Below are 18,185 nucleotides of genomic sequence, written 5' to 3' on the forward strand. Positions count from 1 at the left end.
TGTGCCGGTGGTGGATCGGGAGCCGTCCGGGCCCGGTCTGCGGGCCCGGACGGCCGCGGTCAGTGCGCCGTGAGATCGAATCCGATGTACTCGGCGGCGTCCTCGGGACTGGCGAAGAGCATGGTCTTGTCATCGAGGTGCACCATGCGCCCGTAGTGGGTGGAGCTGATCTCCTCGAAGACGGAGCCGTCGAAGTCGGAGCCGAGAGCGTCGGTGAGTTCCTCGTAGTCGAACTCGAGGCGGTTGACGCCGTCGACGCGGATCATCGACGGGTACTCCGTCAGCTGCACGCCGTCCTTGGCGCCCATGACCTCGGCGACCACGCGACCGATCGGGGTGTTCATCAGGGTGACGCCACACATGTTGGAGAACTCGGTGGCCGATCCGAATTGCATGCTCACTTGTCCAGCTCCTTCGCGATGTCGAGCCCGATGTCCTCGAGCAGGGAACGGAACTTCGCCTCGGCCGCCTCGAGGCTGGAGGCGAAGGTGACCGCCTTGTCGGCCGGCTGCGACCAGATCGGCTGCAGGGCGCGCGCGGCGTCGATGCAGCGCGGCACCCAGGTCGCCAGCCAGGTCCCGAACAGCTCCCTGTTCGATTCGCCGAACTGCTCGTCGCGGGTGAGCAGCCGGAAGAGGTTGCGCGTGTACGCGAGATCCCGGTCGTAGTCGTGCTCACCGGTGCCGACGATCGTCGGCGTGATGTAGTCGCCGTTGCGGGCGGCGATCTGCATGACCAGCTCGCTGCGGAACAGCGAGCCGACGAGCTGCTCGAAGACGATGTTGGTGGCGAAGAGCAGCTCGCACCAGTCCGGCACCGCGGTGAGCCGTTCGACGACCTCGCGGGTGGGCTGCCATTCGGGCGCCGACTGCCAGACCTCCTTGTGGGCGGCCCCGTCGAACGGTATCCCGGCCTCGGACAGGTCGAGGTTGAACAGCGCGAGGTCCTGCGCGAACCGCATCTTGTGTGCCGCGTTGACCGCCACCGCGGTGTTGATCATGTTCGTGGGCCCGGACCGCTGGATGGAGGTGAACACGTGCAGCGCCAGGCCGTTCTCGGCGTGCATCCAGGCGCCGAGGTTGCGTTCGATGAACTTCAGCCACGGCGTGTTCCAGCCGTCGTAGGCGCGGGCGCGCTTGGCGTTCTGCAGGCACAGATCGACCTGGCGCACGACCGCCGCGTTGTTGCGGTAGATCGTCTGGTCCCACTCCTCGTTCGGGTCGAGGAAGGCGTGCCAGTTCGACGACTTCGCGGCCGTCCATTCCTTCGGGTATCCGCCCGGTCCGTCGCCGAAGCCGTAGATCCAGCCCTGCGACAGGTGCCGCTCGGGATCGGGCTGCACGTCGACGGTGACGTCCTCGTACATCGTCGACCGCTTCTTGGCCGGCGTGTAGTAGGTGAAGGTGCGGCTGCGGGAGCTGGGAAAGTCCAGCGCGCCGGCCTCGGAGTCGGTGAACTCGATCTTCGGGAAGCTACGGTGCTTGGAGTCGGTAGATGCGGTCATCTCGTTTCTCACTTCTGTCGGTGAAGGAGCAGGGTGGTTTCCTATGGCGCCTACTCGAAGGCGGGGCTGGTGAACTTGTCGTAGAAGATCTGGTCTTTCGGGGTGTTGTGCACCTCGAGCAATTCCAGGGCTGCATCGACCATGGGGGGTGGCCCGCACAGGTAGACCTCGCTCCGGTGGATGTCCGGCTCGCGGCGGTCCACGATGTCGGTGACGTTGCCTTCCTCGACCTCCGGGAGTCCGGACGGCACCGGCTCCGCCGACTCCGAGAGGCAGGGCACGAACACGAAGTCCGTCAGGGTCTTTCCCAGTTCGAGGATCTCTTCGAGGTAGAACAGATCCGCCGGCGTGCGGGCACCGTAGTAGAACCGGACGGGCCGGGTGCTGCCGGTCTCGCTCATGTGCCGCAGGAGCGAGAGGATCGGGGCCATGCCGGCGCCGCCGCCGATGAAGACCACCGGCAGGACGTGACCGTCCTTGAGGGTGAAGGATCCGTACGGTCCGGTCAGCGTGATCTCGTCGCCCACCGAGATGCCGTCCTCGAGCAAGCCGGCGAACTTGCCACCGGGGTACTTCTTGATGAGGAACTCGACATGTCCCGGCGTCGATCGGGTCGTCGCCATGGAGAAGGACCGATGTTCCTCGGTTCCCGGTATCTGCAGGTCGGAGTACTGACCGGGTTTGAACTCGTACTCCGTGGGTTCGACGGGCTGCAGTTGCAGCGACACAATGTCCTTGGTCATCGGCTCGATCGCGGTGATCCGGGTGCGCACTTCTTGAATGGGGATACCACCCAGGAGTTCGTCCTCGTCGAAATTGAGCAGTTCGATGGTGCAGTCGCTGTATGCAGTCGAGCGGCAGAGCAGTACGTGCCCCTCGTCGGTCTCGGCGTCGTTGCAGGCGAACGTCGAATAGTCCTCCATCTGGATGTCGCCGTCGAGGACAAAGGATTTGCAGGCCGAGCAACGCCCCTCGCGGCAGCCGTGCATCAGATGGATGCCCTGCCGGAAGGCGGCGTCGAGGATGTACTCGTCCTCGCCGACTTCCATCTCGATGTCGACGGGCTCGAAATTGATGCGGTGCTTGTCGGCCACGGGGGTGTCTCCTGGGCTCGTGGAATGAATGGTGAGGCGGTGGGTGGCGCCGGAGTGGCCGCGGCGCCACCCACCGAGCCTGAATCAGGCAGGAACTGCGCCGCCGGCGCGGTACGCGGCGATGTGGGCGTCGCGTTCTGCGTCGGACATCTGGTTCAGCAACACGTTCGGGCTCTGGAAGGTGTTGCCCCGCACGTCGTCGAGGGTCCACATCTTCTTCGGGTCGAGGTCGAGGTGCGGCTGACCGACGAGGGTCTTGCCGTCGTCGCGCACGTACCCGAGGTCCTGCACGATGTCGGCGAGATCCTTGTCGTGGTGCAGGGTCTCCCATTCACGGAAACCGGTGAGGCGGCCCATGTTCGGGGTGGGACGTCCCTCGTACTCGCTGCGGAACGCGACGGCGTCGGTCCAGTAGCAGGTCTCCGAGCAGTAGGTCCGCCACTGGTCGTCCACCTTCTCCACGACCATGTCCTCGCGGATGAGGGCGGGCACCATGCACGTCCAGCAGCGGTGCGGGTACTGGTATCCCACCTCCTCGAACGCGATCGGCTTGTTGCGGCCGGGGTAGGCGAGGCGGTTGTAGTTCTCCCACCACTTGCCGTACTTGGAATACCAGCCCGGGTACTTGTGCTCGAACCACTCGAAGTCCGCGTCGGTCATGGCGTCGATCCGCCAGTAGTTCACCGGCCAGCCCGTCGCGAAGAACCGGGCCACCTCGTGGACGTAGCCCTTCTCGGTGATGCGCTTCCACGCCTCCTCGACGAGGTCGTGCGGAATGGTCAGCCCGTACTTCTCGAGCGGGATGAGGTAGCTGCGGTAGTAGTCGTCGTAGATCCACCGCCGCCACATCTCGGCGTAGCTCTCGCGATCCTTGCGGCGGTCCTTGGTGCCGTACTCGATGAAGGTGCCGATCGCGGCGTCGACCACGCAGTGGTTGTTCCACCACGCGTAGCGCAGGTCCCGCTCGAGCAGCGGCCGGTTCCGCTCGTCGGCCAGCGCCATGAGCAGGATCGAGTAGCCGTTGGAGATGTGCCGCGACTCGTCGGACTGCACCGAATGGAACACGGTGGGCAGCAGGTAGTCGCCGTTGGCGGCCGCCTCGTCGGGCATCGCCACGAACAGGGTGTTCGTGAAGGCCGTCTCCGCGACCACGGTCAGGTAGATGTTGGCCGCGGTGATCGCGTCACCGGTGATGAAGCCCTCCCCGAACTGCCGGCCGATGGTGCCCGCGTAGTTGTTCGCGAACGCCTTCTCGGTCATGTCGAACCCGGCGGGGTCGATGTAGTTGTTCATGTAGAGCTTCTTGAGGTTCATCTGGATCGTCGAGTGACGAACCTCGTCGATCATCTGCACGGCGAGCCCGTTGTGGATCTCGGGGTTGGGCACCGCGTCGATGGCCATCGGCATCGCGCGGGCCGCCGAGATCTCCGGGAACGGGATGATCGAGAGGAACAGCTTCTGCCACTCCAGCCAGCGCTGCTGGACCTGCCGGAACATGTTCCCGCGGATGGCGCCGTCCATCGCGCCGTAGACCCGGTTGTCCTTCTCCTCCTCCATGGGGAAGTAGGACCGCATGATCTGCTTGAGAGGGTCCTTCTTGGGGGCCTTCTCGAACGTGTAGTCGGTGCCGAAGCGGGTGGCCGGCGTCGCGAACGTCGGTTCCCACGACAGCTCGGTGATCTTCGCATGGGCCTTGGTCAGGCTCTGCCTACTCAATGTGCGCCTCCTGGATCGGGAGCCGGCTCGGTGCCAGCCGTGGACGGTGGGGTGTGGATGCAGATACAACCCGCGGGCGCCACCCCGATCTGTCTCAATGTGAGACGCAGGTCACATTCGGCACAATTACCCTTGTGGACGCAGGGCCCGATGAGAATGTCCCCGTGACAACTCCAGACGACCGGGAGACCGAGGTGGGTGAATTCAGCCGAAGCAGTTCCCAGGACCACACGTCACTCCGGGAGGCACGCGAGGCGTTCCACTCGGCCGATCAGGCCGCGGACGATCCCGGCGACCGCCGGGTCCGGAACTGGCTGCGGGTCTCGTGGCTGCGGTCTCGGGCGGCGAAGGTCGACGTGGACCGCCCGAGCGCCGGCTACGTCGAACCGCTCCCGGTCGACACCGTCCTCACCCGCGCGGCCCGCCCGGTGCTGTCCGCGCTGTCGGCGGAGATCGAGAACGAGCCGGTGTCCCTGATCCTCACCGACGCCAAGGGCACCGTGCTCAGCCGCTACGGCGGCGACCGCGGGCTGCTGACCGCCCTGGACCGGGTCGACCTCGCTCCCGGCTTCCGCTACGCCGAGTCCCAGGTGGGGACCAACGGCATCGGGACCGCGCTCGAGGTCGGTGCACCCCTGCTGATCCGGGGGGACGAGCACTACAGCGGGCACCTGCGGTTGTTCTCCTGCGCCGGGGCCCTGGTAACGCACCCGATCACCGGGACACTCCTCGGCGTCGTGGACCTGACCACCAAGACCGAGAACACGAACTCGCTGCTGTTGTCCTTCGCCAAGCTGGCCGCCACCCGCATCAGGGAACGGATCCTCGAGGAGGCCAACGAACTGGACCGGGCCCTCCTGCACGACTACCACGCGGCCTGCCAGCATTCGGGTCGCCCGGTCATCGCCGTCGGCGACGAGGTCCTGATGATGAACGCCCAGACCCAGCAGCAGTTCGACTCACGCGACCAGGCCGCGATCATCGACCGGACCCGCGACGCCCGCGGGCGGGCCGAACCGTTCACGATGCTCGCCGACCTGCCGAGCGGGATCACGGCGCGGCTGTCCTACCAGCCGACCTTCGTCGAGGACAGGCTCGCGGGCGGGGTCGTGCGGATCAAGGAGCAACTCGCCCGGACCCGGAGCCCGCGCGCCGCGAAGCAGCCGGCGTTGCGCGCGCTGGCCGGTCGCAGCGCGCAGTGGCAGCACACTGTCCACGGCGTCGTCGAGGCCTGCCGGCGACGGGAATGGCTCGTGCTCGACGGCGAGCCCGGGGTCGGCAAGACCGCGCTGATCCGGGCCGCGCACGAGCACGTCCGGAGCGACCGCGGCCTCGCGGTGCTCGACGCGGCCGCGGTCGACGGCGGGGAGCTGCTGGAGCAGGCGTCGGCCACGCTCGAGGGCGGCTCCGACCTGGCGGTGCTGCACGCCCATGCGCTCGGCGACGACGATCTCGCCGGTCTCGGCCAGCTCCTGCAGACCGTCACGCCGGACACCCTTCCGGACGACCCGTGGGTGGCGCTGACCATGCAACCCCCGCAGGAGGAGAGCGACACCCACTCCCTGCTCCGACTCTTTCCGAAGACGCTCTCCGTTCCCCCGCTGCGCCATCATCTCGAGGACGTCCCCGAGCTGGTGCGCTTCCTCCTCGACGCCGCCGGCGCCACCGACCTCACGCTCTCGCCGGCCGCGGCGAACCAGCTCATGCGACTGTCGTGGCAGGGGAACGTGACCCACCTGCGCAGCGTCCTCGAGGAGACCTGCCGGCGCCGCCGCTCGGGGACCGTCGAGATCGGCGACCTGCCCGCCGAGTGCCGGGCGACGACCCGCCGGAACCTGACCCGGCTCGAGTCCCTCGAGCGGGACGCGATCGTGGACGCACTGGCCCTGCACGGAGGCGACAAGGCGGCGGCCGCGAAGGCGCTCGGCATGTCGCGGGCGACGATCTACCGCAAGATCCGCGAGTTCGGCATCACCCTCTGATTCCGAATATCAAGTGCCCGTGTCAAATTGAGACACCGGGACACCGCTCCTCAGGAAACACTGCTGAGCGCAGAGACGTTCGCCCCGCCAGCCTGGGGTGACCAGACAGGAGTGATCGATGACCGACCACAACGGACTCACCACCGCCGCCGGCGCGCCGGTGCCGGACAACCAGAACAGTCTCACGGCCGGGGCGCGCGGACCCATGCTGCTCCAGGACGTGTGGTTCCTCGAGAAGCTCGCGCACTTCGACCGCGAGGTCATCCCCGAACGACGGATGCATGCAAAGGGTTCCGGAGCATTCGGCACCTTCCGCGTCACGCACGACATCACCCGGCACACCAGGGCCGCAGTGTTCTCCGCCGTGGGCAAGCAGACCGAGGTGTTCGTCCGGTTCTCCACGGTCGCGGGGGAGCGCGGTGCCGCCGACGCCGAACGCGACATCCGCGGCTTCGCCGTCCGCTTCTACACCGAGGAGGGCAACTGGGACGTCGTCGGCAACAACACGCCGGTGTTCTTCTTCCGCGACCCGCTCAAGTTCCCCGACCTCAATCACGCCGTGAAGCGGGACCCCCGGACCAATCTTCGCGATCCCGAGAACAACTGGGACTTCTGGACCAACCTGCCGGAGGCACTGCACCAGGTCACGATCGTCATGTCCGACCGCGGCATCCCCGACGGGTACCGGCACATGCACGGATTCGGCTCGCACACCTTCTCGTTCGTCGATGCCGAGGGCACCCGTTCGTGGGTGAAGTTCCACTTCCGCACCCAGCAGGGCATCAGGAACCTCACCGACGAGGAGGCCGCGGCCGTGATCGCCGGCGACCGCGAATCCGCCCAGCGGGACCTGTACGAGGCGATCGAATCCGGCAACCACCCGAAGTGGACACTGTACGTGCAGATCATGCCCGAGGCCGACGCGGCGACGTACCGGTACCACCCCTTCGACCTGACCAAGGTGTGGTCCAAGAAGGACTACCCGCTCATCGAGGTCGGCGAGCTGGAACTGAACCGCAATCCGGACAACTACCACGCCGACGTCGAACAGGCCGCCTTCTCCCCGGCGAACATCGTTCCCGGCATCGGGTTCTCACCCGACCGGATGCTCCAGGGCCGGCTGTTCTCGTACGGGGACGCCGCGCGCTACCGGCTCGGCGTGAACCACCACCAGATCCCGGTGAACTGCCCCCGGGCCGCCGCGCACGTGAACTCCTTCCACCGCGACGGCGCGATGCGCGTGGACGGCAACCAGGGCAGCGTCCCGAGCATCGAACCGAACTCGTACGGCCGCTTCCGGGAGCAGCCCGAGTACGCCGAACCACCGCTCGCAGTGGGCGCGGTCGCGGACCGGTTCGACCATCGGGCGGACGACGAGAACTATTTCGAGCAGCCGGGAATCCTGTTCCGCGGCATGTCCGCCGAGCAGCAGACCGTGCTGTTCGAGAACACCGCGCGTGCCATCACAGGGGCATCGGCGGCGACGATCGAGCGGCACATCGCCAACTGCACCCAGGCCGATCCGGCCTACGGCGAGGGAGTTCGCAAGGCCTGCGAGGCACTCGGCGCGCTGTGAGTCCCGTGGTGTCCCCCGGCCCCGTGCGGGTGCGGGGGACACCGCCTCACCCCAGCCAGTCCAGTACCGCGGCGGCGGTCCACGACTGCTGCATGCTGCCGAGCGGCTCGCCGGTGAACGGCTCGTAGTACTCGGCGAACGAGCCGTCGCTGGCCTGCCGCAGACCCTCCGCTCGCAGCAGGTGAGCGCGCTCCGCCCACCCGCGGCGGGCGAACGTCCACGAGAACAGCCACGTCATCACCGGCCACACCGGCCCGCGCCAGTACTCGCGCGGACGGAAATCCCGGGAGACGGGGGAGGTGGACGGCGGCACCGCGTAGCGCAGGTCGGGGTGGCCGCAGAACTTCGGGCCCTCGAAGGTGCGCAGCAGGGCCCGTTCGGTGCCGCGGGGCAGGCCACCGCACAACAACGGCGCGAACATCGCGAGCGTGTCGGTGGCCATCCAGCGGCCGCTGCGCAGGTCGAAGTCCTTGGCGGCGCCGGTGCGCGGATCGGTGGTGTCGAGCACGCCGCGGCGGAACCGGTCGGCGTACTCGTGCAGCTCGCGGACGTCGGCGTTCGGACGCGAATGCTCCTCCCCGATGACGGCGAGCACGTCGCACGCGAGCGCGAACACGGCACTGACGAACACGTCCTCGACGGCGAAGCTCATGGCCGTGGCCAGGGCGTCGTCGTCGTAGCGCACTTCCTTCATCTCCTCGAGCAGCCACAGGTAGCGGGCGTACTCGGCGTCCGTCGGCCGCTGACTCGGGTCGCCGACGTGGGCGAGGTCCTCGCGCCGGAACGTCGGCACCGCCCCGGCGACGACGTTCGCGTAGGCCGCGTCCCACCGGGGCGAGTTGTCCATGCCCGATTCCCAGCCGTGGTAGAGCGCGATGCGACCGTTGCCGTCGAGGTCCCGGGCGCGGGCCAGCCACCGGTGCCAGCGCACCAGGTCGGGCCAGCGGCGGTCGAGGAACTCCTCGGCGACGGCGCGGGTGCTGCGGCCGTGCCGGCGGCTGTGGTCGAGGATGCGCTGCACCGCGATGGCGTGCACGGGCGGCTGGGTGATGCCCGACGTCTGCGGGCCCAGTGGCGCGGCGGCGGCGAGATCGGTACAGGCCCAGCGCGCCGGACCCGGAAAGTAACCGTCCACCCCGCTCGCGAACACGATGTGCGGGATCATGCCGTTGCGCCACTGTGCCGAGAGCAGGGTGTCGAGTTCGACGACGGCCCGCTCGACACTCAACGGGGCCAGCCCCACCGCGACGAACGCCGCGTCCCAGCTCCACATGTGCGGATACAGCTTCGGGGCGGCACTGGTCATCGTGCCGAGGTCGTTACCGCGCAGCAGGTAGGCAGCCCGCGCGGCGAGCTGGGTGTGGGTGAATCCGCGGTCCGGCATCGCATCATTGTGCGACCGTCCCGGCGTGGGCGCGCGCCGAGGGGCAGGTGGACGGACCCCGGCCCGACACCTGCCGTTCGGCTCGGCGGTGTCGCAACGTCACGTGCGCGGGGTGGACTGACCGGGTCTGGACGTTCGTCCACTCACCACGGATCGTCGGGCACGTTCCTGCCCGTGAAGGGATTTCGAGACAATGGCTTCAGTGACCTTCGACCACGCCACCCGGCACTACGCGGGGGCCGCGTCCCCGGCGGTGGACGCGCTGGATCTGAGCATCGCGGACGGCGAGTTCCTCGTCCTGGTCGGCCCCTCCGGATGCGGCAAGTCAACCTCGCTGCGGATGCTCGCCGGGCTCGAGGACGTCGACTCCGGGCGGCTGTTCATCGGCTCCAGCGACGTCACCGACGTCGAACCCCGCAATCGCGACATCGCGATGGTGTTCCAGAGCTATGCGCTGTACCCGCACATGACCGTCGCGGACAACATGGGCTTCGCCCTGAAGATCGCCGGGGTGCCGAAGGACGAGCGGGTCGCGCGCGTGCAGGAGGCCGCCGCGATGCTGGACCTCACGCCGTACCTGAACCGCAAACCGAAGGCACTGTCCGGTGGCCAGCGGCAGCGGGTCGCGATGGGCCGGGCCATTGTGCGCAGCCCGCAGGTGTTCCTGATGGACGAGCCCCTGTCCAACCTCGACGCCAAGCTGCGGGTGCAGACCCGCAACCAGATCGCGCAGCTGACGCGCCGGCTCGGCGTGACGACGGTGTACGTCACGCACGACCAGGTGGAGGCGATGACGATGGGGGACCGGGTCGCGGTGCTGGACGGCGGCAGGCTCCAGCAGGTGGACACGCCACGGGCGCTGTACGAGCGGCCGGTGAACGCGTTCGTCGCCGGGTTCATCGGCTCCCCGGCGATGAGCCTGTTCGAGGCGCCGGTCACCGACGGCGGCGTGCGGATCGGCGGGCACGTCGCGCCCGTGCCCCGCCACGTGCTCGCGGCCGCCCGGGGGACCACGGTGACGATCGGCGTCCGGCCCGAGCACCTGACGATGTCCACTGACGGATCCGGGTTCGATGTGGCCGTCGAGAGTGTGGAGGAACTGGGCGCGGACGCCTACGTCTACGGTGGCACGACGGTGGACGGCCACCGCCGCGACGTGGTGTTCCGCACCGGCGGGCACAACCCGCCGTCGGCGGGCGCGGTGGTGCGGCTGCTGCCCGACCCCGAACGGGTGCACGTGTTCGACGCCGGGACCGGGGTGCGGCTGAGCGACTGAAGCGCGGCGGCGGGGCGCGGCCGCGTGGCCTCGCCCCGACCCGGCGTCACTGCACGCAGAGCAGGTCGTTCAGATCCGCGATCGAGCGGCCCGCGAGGGTGGGCCACAGGGTGTGCCCCGGATGCTCGGGCAGCGCCACGACGTTGGGTACGCCGACGGTTACGACGCCGGCAGCACGAGCCGAGGCCAGGCCCGGCAGGGAGTCCTCGATCGCGACGATGCGCGCGGGGTCGAGGGGAGCGCCCAGGTCGCGGCCGAGCGCCTCGACGGCCCGCAGGTACGGCTCCGGGTGGGGTTTGCCGTTGCCGACCATGTCGCCGGTGACGAGGAACCGGAACGTGCCCGCGGGCAGCATGCGGTCGATCACGTCGGCGAGGGGCCGCTCGCTCATCGTCACGAGCGCGCACGGCACGTCGGCGGCGGCGAGTTCGCCGAGCAGTTCCCGGGCGCCGGGCCGCCACGGGACCGCTTGCCGCACCTGGGCCACGACGGAGTCGACGAGCGTGTCCACGATGGTGCGGACGGGCAGGTCCGCGCCGGCGCGCTGCAGCACCCGGGCGGTCTCGGGCAGGGCGCTGCCGACGAGGCCGGCGGCCTGCCCGTCGCTCCACGGAACCGAGAACGCCTCCAGCAGTTCGCGTTCGGCCCGGAACCAGTACGGTTCGGTGTCGACGAGCGTGCCGTCCATGTCCCAGAGCACGGCGTGGACGGCGGGGGGCGTGTGCATTCGGGGCTACTCCTGATCGGTGGCGGGGGGTACGGGCACGACCTGGACGCGGACCCCACGGGTGCGCAGGCCGTCGACGAAGTCGGCCGGCGCGCCGTCGTCGACGAGCACGTCGTCGATCGCACGCCAATCGGCGACGAGGTGGAAGGACCGGCGGCCGATCTTCCCGGAATCGAGCAGCAGGACACGCCGGGCGGCGACGCGCAGCATCTCGGTTTTGAGGGCGACGATCGAGTCCTCCTGGTGGTACAGCCCGTCCGTGTCGGCGGTGGTGGTGGACAGGAACAGGGTGTCCACCCGCACGCCGCGGACCGCAGCGAGGGCGCCGGCCCCCAGGAACGACTCGTGACCGACGTCGAATGTGCCTCCCAGAGCCACGGTTTCGATGCCGGTATGGTGCGTGAGGGCCGCGAGGCCGGGCAGGTAGTTGGTGACCACCCGCAGGTCCTCGACGTCGGCCAGGCGCTCGATCACCGTCGCGACGGTGGTCGAGTCGTCGAGCATGATCGACGTGCCGGGGGCGACGATCCGTGCCGCTGCGGCGCCGAGCGCCCGCTTCTGGGACAGCGCGAGCCGCCGCCGGACCGCCGCGGCGATCTCGTACGTGCCGGTGCGTTCGACACTGACACCACCGCGAAACTTGCGGACCACGCCGCGGCGCTGCAGTTCGTCGAGATCGCGGTGCACCGTCATCAACGACACCCCGAACCGCTCGGCGAGCCCCTGGGCCGTGGCGTGATCGTCCGCCAGCAACGATTCCAGGATCGCGTCGAGCCTTTCCTGGCGGGGGTTGCGGTTCGCTCTGGACATCGCGCATCGCCTCCTCACGTTCGAATGTTTCGACACCGGACTTTATATCACTCTATTTGTTATGAACGCCGCGTGAACGGACCGGGAAATGATGGTCTACGGACCGCCAACCGAGATCGACCGGCGTCCCGAACCGCGGCGACAAATACTCGTATTCTTGTTTATAACAATGAAATTAGAGACGAGCGCCGGTCGCGATCGCGAGTCCGGGCACGGACCCGGCCGTGTTGACCGAACGACGCGGGCGGTGCCACCATCGTCCCGGCCGCTTCGGTTCTTAACTATTCGCTGTTATTTCGACAAGGACGGTGGACGTGTCCGTGACACTGACCCGGCGCGAGACGGACCCGGTCGTCCGCGCCCCGGGCAACCCGGCCCCGGCACCTCGGCCGGGCCGCAGCCGGCGCAGGCGCCGCGAACGTGCGCTGTTCGCGCTGTTCGCACTCCCCAACCTCGCGCTGATCGTCGTCTTCGCGTACTGGCCGGTCGTCGGCAACGCCTACCTGAGCCTGACGCGGTGGGACATGATCGCCCCGCAACCGCTGTTCGTCGGCTTCGACAACTACGCGGCCCTGTTCACCGATCCCGCGTTCCTGCGGGTACTGCGGTTGACCGGCATCTGGGTCGTCAGTGTGGTCGGCATCAGCCTGGGAGGGGGGCTGGCCCTCGCCCTGTTGTTCAACCTGAGGCTGCCCGGCCGCGGCGCCGTCACCGCGATGGCCTTCTCCCCGCACATCCTCTCCGGTGCCGCCGTAGCAGCGATCTGGCTGTTCATGTTCGACCCCAACTACGGCCTGTCCCGGGCCCTGTTCTCCGCCGTCGGCGCGGACTCGCCCCACTGGACGACGTCCGGACAGTGGGCCCTGCCGGCACTGATCATCGTCGCGGTGTGGAAGGGCGTGGGATTCGTCGCTCTCGTGTATCTCGCAGCACTGCAGTCGATTCCGCCGGACGTACTCGAGGCGGCCCGGCTGGACGGCGCCGGCCGGTGGCAATCGTTCCGGTACATCGTCCTTCCGCTGCTCTCGCCCACCACATTCTTCCTGCTCGTCACCCAGGTCATCGCCGCGTTCCAGTCGTTCGACCTCATCGCGATGATGACCGGCGGCGGACCGGCCGGTGCCACGACGACCCTCAGCTGGTTCATCTACCAGCAGGGCTTCCGCGAGTTCGACACCGGATCCGCCGCGGCCGGCTCGATGATCATGTTCCTGGTCCTCATGGCGATGACGGTCGTCCAGATGCGCTACATCGAGAAGAAGGTGCACTACTGATGGCCACCCTCATCCCCCGTCGTGGGGCGCGCCTGAAGGCGCTGCCCGCGCTCGTCGTGACGGCCCTGGTGTTCGCCGTCCCCTTCTTGTGGATGCTCACCTCCGCTTTCAAACCGGAGGCCGAGATCTACCGGTGGCCGCTGCAGTGGCTGCCGAGCGAGGTCGTCCTCGACAACTTCGTCCATGCCTGGGAGGCGGCCCCGTTCGACCGGTTCCTGGTCAACTCGCTCGTCGTCACCGCCGTCGGGGCGACGCTCAAGGTGGTGCTCGCCGTCTTCAGCGCCTACGCCTTCGCGTTCCTGTCCTTCCCCGGCCGGAACCTGCTGTTCGTGGCCGTGCTCGGCGCATTGATGGTCCCCGGACACGTGACCCTGCTGATCAACTACATCACCATCGGCAACCTCGGCTTGATCAACACCTATGCCGGTATCGTATTGCCGGGACTGGCCAGCGCATTCGGCACCTTCTTGCTACGGCAGCACTTCCTCGGTCTCGCCCCGGAGGTCCTCGAGGCCGCCGAACTGGACGGCGCCGGGCACCTGCGCCGACTGGTGCACTTCGTGCTGCCCATGTCGCTGCCGGCGGTGATCACCGTGGCGCTGATCGCCGTCATCGACGAATGGAACGACTTCATCTGGCCACTGCTGGTGACCAACTCCGTGCAGATGCGCACGTTGCCGATCGGCCTGATGTACCTGAAGGAGACCGAAGGCGTCGACCAGTGGGGCTCGATCATGGCCGGCACCACGTTCGTCGTGGCGCCGATGCTGCTGCTGTTCCTGCTCGCCCAGCGCTACATCATCAGCGGCATGGCCGGCGCCGCCGCTCGCCGATGACCCCGACCACTTCCGCTTCCGCTCCGTACCCCTCTCCAGGAGAAGCCATGTCCCCGCTTTCCCGCACCTCGTCGATCACCTCGGCGCGCCTGAGCCGGCGCCGGTTCCTCACCCTCGCCGCGATGGTCTCCGCCACCGTCCCCGTCCTGTCCGCCTGCGGCAGCCCCACCGCCGGGTCCTCCTCGTTCGCCCAGCCCGACGTCGCGCCGCCCGCCGAGTACGCGGGCCGAACCAACGTCGTCGTGTGGAGCCCGTGGACGGGCAACAACGGCGACCGACTCGCCGCGATCATCAAGGGATTCAACGATTCCCAGTCCGAGGTCTACGCCGAGATCCAGACGTTCAACGGCTACGACGGCGTCTCCGAGAAGCTCGCCGCGGGCCTGCAGGCCCGGCAGATCCCCGAGATCGCCGTATTCTCCGACGTGCACTGGAACATCTTCTTCCTCAACGGCAGCCTCGAGCCGCTCGACGGCTACTTCACCGGCGAGTTCGGCCCCGCCACATTCCACAAGCGGCTGTTCGACGAGGGCGTCGTGCGCGGACAGTCGTTCTGGGTGCCCTACGGCCGCTCGACCCCGCTGTTCTACTACAACAAGGAAGTCTTCGCCGCAGCCGGCCTGCCGGACCGGGCGCCCGCCACATGGGAGGAGTTCCGCGGCTGGGGCAAGGAGATCACCGGCCGCGACTACCGCGGCAACAAGCTTCAGATGCGCGCCTACACCGGCACCGACGACTGGTACTTCCAGGGCCTGCTGTGGAACTTCGGCGGCGGCATCTCCGACGGCCTCGACGTGGTGCTGGACACCCCGGAGAGCATCGCGGCAGCGGAGTTCGACCGCGCGGTCGTCAACGACGACCGGATCGGCTACCTCGCGCAGAGCATGAACAACGACTTCACCAACGGTCTCGTCGCGACCATCACCAACTCCACCGGCTCGCTCACCGGCCTGATCTCCGGCGCCGACTTCGAGGTCGGCGCCGGCTTCCTGCCCACGGCTACCACCACCGGGGTGCCCACCGGTGGCGGCGGACTGTCGATCATGAAACACGCGGCGACGGAAAGGAAGGATGCCGCGGCGAAGGTCCTGGCGTACCTGTCGCAGCCGCAGCCGTCGGCCGACTGGACCGTCGGTACCGGCTACCTCCCGGCGACGATCGGCGCGGCCGAATCCGCCACCGTGCAGCAGCGCATGATCGAGAACCCGTACTACCGGCTGGCCGTCGAACAGCTCGGCATCGCCCGGCAACCGGACGCCGTGCGCCGCTACGTCTCGAGCACGATCGTCGAGATGCGCACCGCCATCCAGAAGCTCTACACCGAGGACGCCGACGCGGCCACGACGCTGCGGCAGACCGCGGAGAAGCTCCGCGCCGAAGCCGACATCCTCCGCCCCCGCTACGAAGAGATGGTCGCCTGATGAGCACACCGACCCCCATCCGCTCGCTCACCCTCGTCGGACACCGCGGCGCCATGGCGCACGCCCCCGAGAACAGCGTCGAATCCTTCCTCCTGGCGGAGGCACTCGGGGCCGACGAGATCGAGCTCGACGTCCGTCTCACCGCCGACGGTGCCGCGATCGTGCTGCACGACCCCACACTGGACCGCGTCGCCGCGGACGAGTCGGGGCGCCGGCTCGGCCCGGTCGCCGACCTGTCCCTCGAGCGGCTGCGCCGCGTCCGGCTCGACTCCGGGCATCCGGTGCTGACGTTCGACGAGGCGCTCGACGCCACGACGGTGACCCTGCAGGTCGAGATCAAGGCGCCCGCCGTGGTGCCCGAGCTCGCTCGCATCGTCGCCGCACGACCCGCCGACGTCGACCGTATCCGGTTCACGAGCTTCCAGCCGGAGGCCCTGCGCCTGCTCGCCCAGCACGCCCCGGCCGTGCCGCGTGGCCTGATCACGCTCGGCCACCCCGACGCGCGGCGGCATCCGGAAGGTGTCGAGGCCGTGCTGACAGCGACCGGCTGCAGCGCCTTCTACTGCGGTTGGGACGGCCTGACGACCGAGGTCGTCGACCGCATCCGCGGTCTCGGGTACGAGATGCACGGCTGGCCGCTGCGGGGGCCGGAAGACGTGCGCCGCGCCCTCGCGTTCGGCCTGGACGGCGGCACCGCCGACGACCCGGGCGCCGCCCGCACGTGGCTCGAGGAGGCGCTCGGCCACTGAGTCCGCCCGTCGCGGGGTGCCGGAAATCGGACATCTTCACGCGTCCCGACCGTTGTTTCTGTCCGAAACGGCGCATCGATCGGTGCCGACGCCCACCAACCTTCCCGCACGAGACCTACGGTGGGATCCGGAAACCGTCCCGCGGACCCGAGGAGTATCGGCAGATGAGGATCACCGGCGCAGTCCTGGAGGAGATCGGCCGGCCGCGGCCGTTCGCCGAGTCGAAACCGATCAGCGTGTCCGAACTCGAGCTCGACGCGCCGGGACCGACCGAGCTGCTGGTAAAGATCGAGGCGGCCGGGGTGTGCCACTCCGATCTGAGCGTCGTGGACGGCAACCGGGTCCGCCCCGTACCGATGCTGCTCGGGCACGAGGCGGCCGGCCGCATCGTCGAGGTGGGCTCCTCCGTCGACGACTTCCGGGTGGGGCAGCGGGTGGTCATGTCGTTCCTGCCGAGATGCGAGGCGTGCGACAGCTGCGCGGAGGACGGCCGGCTGCCCTGCACGACCGGGTCCGCCACCAACAACGCCGGGGAACTGCTGCACGGCGGCCGTCGCCTGCACCGCGACGGCCACCCGGTGCACCACCACCTCGGGGTCTCGGGTTTCGCGACGCACGCGGTGATCGACCGCGCGTCGGCCGTCGCGGTCGACGACGACGTGCCGCCCGACGTCGCCGCGGTGCTCGGCTGTGCCGTGCTCACCGGCGGGGGCGCCGTTCTCAATGCGGCCCGGCCGCGGCCGCAGGACAGCGTCGCGATCGTCGGCCTCGGCGGGGTCGGCATGGCCGCCCTCCTCACGGCCGTCGCGCAGGGCGTCTCGCGCATCGTCGCGATCGACACCCTCGACGACAAGCTCACCCGCGCCCGCGAGCTGGGAGCACACGAAACCTACACGCCGGCCGAGGCGGTCGAGCGGGGTGTCAAGGCCCGGTACGTCATCGAGTGTGCCGGCAGTGCACGGGCGTTCGAGACCGCGTTCGGTCTCACGGCGCCCGGCGGCACGACCGTGACGGTCGGCCTGCCCGCGCCGGCCGCGACGGCGGCGATCTCCCCGTTGACGGTGACCGCGGAGGCACGCACGATCGTCGGCAGCTACCTCGGTTCGGCCGTGCCGCGCCGCGACATCCCCCAGTACGCGCGGATGTGGCGGGAGGGCCGGCTCCCGGTGGAGGAACTGATCTCCGCACGGATCCCCCTGTCGCGCATCAACGAGGCCATGGACCAGCTCGCCGACGGGCTGGCCGTGCGTCAGGTCATCATGTTCGACGACTGACGGTAAGAGGCCGGGTGCCGGTCGGTCCGGGACCAAGGTCCCGGACCGGATATCTTGCGGGAAGTGGTTTTCCGGACGGCCGAGCGACCCGTCGAGCGGCACGGGACGAGGTGCCCGGCCGACCCGGCCACTCGGTCCCTCGCTGGGCGCCGGAGTGCTCCGGCCGATGGGCACAGTCGGCGGGAGACTTTGGGCCCTTTCTCCGAGTCCTCGGTCCCGCCGACGGCGACAGAGTCGAGGGAGCGCTCCCGGTCCCGCCGGTGTGCGGTCGGTGCCCGCACCGCCCGGCTCGCCTGCGCGCGAGCATGTCCACACCTGTGGAACAACCTGTTGATCAGTACCTTTCGACCCGATCGACTACCGCCTCGGCTCCCGCGCCCGTCCCGTCTGTCCGGGCACAGCGGCCGTTGCCGACACCCGCCGCCGGGCCTTCGCCGCCCCGCGGACGTGCTCCACGTCTCATTGCCGATGCCGATGCCACGGTGCAAGAGTCAGCGCGCCGACGGTCGACGGCTCCGCTCCGTTCGGGACGAACGCCTGCGCCGCCGTCTCGTCGGCCGAA

At 68.9% G+C, this 18,185-nt stretch carries 15 protein-coding genes; 8 read left to right on the forward strand and 7 right to left on the reverse strand.

The features are described 5' to 3' along the window. Window positions 1-59 precede the first annotated feature (59 nt). The 4 genes from mimD to KZJ41_RS27925 all read right to left on the reverse strand — a co-directional run bounded on the left by mimD (window position 60) and on the right by KZJ41_RS27925 (window position 4,314). Window positions 60-401 carry a propane 2-monooxygenase effector subunit MimD gene (mimD, locus tag KZJ41_RS27910; RefSeq protein ID WP_029546745.1) on the reverse strand — a complete coding sequence of 114 codons (342 nt, stop codon included), beginning with the start codon at window positions 399-401 and terminating at the stop codon, window positions 60-62. Further along, window positions 398-1,504 carry an aromatic/alkene monooxygenase hydroxylase subunit beta gene (locus KZJ41_RS27915; RefSeq protein ID WP_065923270.1) on the reverse strand — a complete coding sequence of 369 codons (1,107 nt, stop codon included), beginning with the start codon at window positions 1,502-1,504 and terminating at the stop codon, window positions 398-400. The genes mimD and KZJ41_RS27915 overlap by 4 nt, the downstream gene beginning before the upstream one ends. A gap of 50 nt (window positions 1,505-1,554) precedes the next feature. After that, on the reverse strand, window positions 1,555-2,598 hold the full coding sequence (locus tag KZJ41_RS27920; RefSeq protein ID WP_043801009.1) for an FAD-binding oxidoreductase: 1,044 nt from the start codon (window positions 2,596-2,598) through the stop codon (window positions 1,555-1,557). 84 nt (window positions 2,599-2,682) lie between these two features. Beyond that, window positions 2,683-4,314 (reverse strand): methane monooxygenase, encoded by a 1,632-nt coding sequence (locus KZJ41_RS27925; protein ID WP_029546748.1) that lies wholly within the window; start codon window positions 4,312-4,314, stop codon window positions 2,683-2,685. A 164-nt stretch (window positions 4,315-4,478) separates the two neighbouring features. Between KZJ41_RS27925 and KZJ41_RS27930 the strand changes: the two genes are divergently transcribed. Together KZJ41_RS27930 and KZJ41_RS27935 are read left to right on the forward strand one after the other, a co-directional pair. After that, complete coding sequence (locus KZJ41_RS27930) at window positions 4,479-6,296, forward strand: sigma-54-dependent Fis family transcriptional regulator (RefSeq protein ID WP_029546749.1); 1,818 nt, start codon at window positions 4,479-4,481, stop codon at window positions 6,294-6,296. A gap of 118 nt (window positions 6,297-6,414) precedes the next feature. Beyond that, window positions 6,415-7,872, forward strand: a complete 1,458-nt coding sequence (locus KZJ41_RS27935) for a catalase (RefSeq protein ID WP_006932116.1) — start codon at window positions 6,415-6,417, stop codon at window positions 7,870-7,872. Window positions 7,873-7,918: 46 nt separating this feature from the next. On the opposite strand, the gene KZJ41_RS27940 is transcribed toward KZJ41_RS27935, so the two are convergent. Then, complete coding sequence (locus KZJ41_RS27940) at window positions 7,919-9,256, reverse strand: amylo-alpha-1,6-glucosidase (protein ID WP_006932115.1); 1,338 nt, start codon at window positions 9,254-9,256, stop codon at window positions 7,919-7,921. Between the two features lie 193 nt (window positions 9,257-9,449). Here KZJ41_RS27940 and KZJ41_RS27945 point away from each other — a divergent pair, with 193 nt between their 5' ends. Beyond that, on the forward strand, window positions 9,450-10,532 hold the full coding sequence (locus KZJ41_RS27945) for an ABC transporter ATP-binding protein (protein ID WP_185713334.1): 1,083 nt from the start codon (window positions 9,450-9,452) through the stop codon (window positions 10,530-10,532). A gap of 46 nt (window positions 10,533-10,578) precedes the next feature. Here the strand turns inward: KZJ41_RS27945 and KZJ41_RS27950 are convergent, their stop codons facing one another. Both KZJ41_RS27950 and KZJ41_RS27955 read right to left on the reverse strand, forming a co-directional pair. Beyond that, window positions 10,579-11,259: an HAD family phosphatase gene (locus KZJ41_RS27950; RefSeq protein ID WP_100055566.1), complete on the reverse strand. Its 681-nt coding sequence runs from the start codon at window positions 11,257-11,259 to the stop codon at window positions 10,579-10,581. A 6-nt stretch (window positions 11,260-11,265) separates the two neighbouring features. Then, window positions 11,266-12,069, reverse strand: a complete 804-nt coding sequence (locus KZJ41_RS27955; RefSeq protein WP_185713335.1) for a DeoR/GlpR family DNA-binding transcription regulator — start codon at window positions 12,067-12,069, stop codon at window positions 11,266-11,268. 314 nt (window positions 12,070-12,383) lie between these two features. Between KZJ41_RS27955 and KZJ41_RS27960 the strand changes: the two genes are divergently transcribed. The 5 genes from KZJ41_RS27960 to KZJ41_RS27980 all read left to right on the forward strand — a co-directional run bounded on the left by KZJ41_RS27960 (window position 12,384) and on the right by KZJ41_RS27980 (window position 17,623). Beyond that, window positions 12,384-13,343, forward strand: a complete 960-nt coding sequence (locus KZJ41_RS27960; protein ID WP_251549950.1) for a carbohydrate ABC transporter permease — start codon at window positions 12,384-12,386, stop codon at window positions 13,341-13,343. After that, on the forward strand, window positions 13,343-14,179 hold the full coding sequence (locus KZJ41_RS27965) for a carbohydrate ABC transporter permease (protein WP_185713337.1): 837 nt from the start codon (window positions 13,343-13,345) through the stop codon (window positions 14,177-14,179). The genes KZJ41_RS27960 and KZJ41_RS27965 overlap by 1 nt, the downstream gene beginning before the upstream one ends. 47 nt (window positions 14,180-14,226) lie before the next feature. Further along, on the forward strand, window positions 14,227-15,600 hold the full coding sequence (locus KZJ41_RS27970) for an ABC transporter substrate-binding protein (protein WP_251549952.1): 1,374 nt from the start codon (window positions 14,227-14,229) through the stop codon (window positions 15,598-15,600). After that, a complete protein-coding gene (locus tag KZJ41_RS27975) occupies window positions 15,600-16,349 on the forward strand; it encodes a glycerophosphodiester phosphodiesterase family protein (protein WP_185713339.1) in 750 nt (249 codons plus the stop codon). The genes KZJ41_RS27970 and KZJ41_RS27975 overlap by 1 nt, the downstream gene beginning before the upstream one ends. A 164-nt stretch (window positions 16,350-16,513) precedes the next feature. Beyond that, the gene (locus KZJ41_RS27980; protein WP_006932113.1) at window positions 16,514-17,623 is read left to right on the forward strand and encodes an alcohol dehydrogenase catalytic domain-containing protein; all 1,110 of its coding nucleotides are present in this window, start codon (window positions 16,514-16,516) and stop codon (window positions 17,621-17,623) included. Window positions 17,624-18,185: the final 562 nt, after the last annotated feature.

Source organism: Rhodococcus sp. 11-3, assembly GCF_023704055.1.
In the GTDB taxonomy this organism is placed as follows: Bacteria; Actinomycetota; Actinomycetes; order Mycobacteriales; family Mycobacteriaceae; genus Rhodococcus; species Rhodococcus aetherivorans.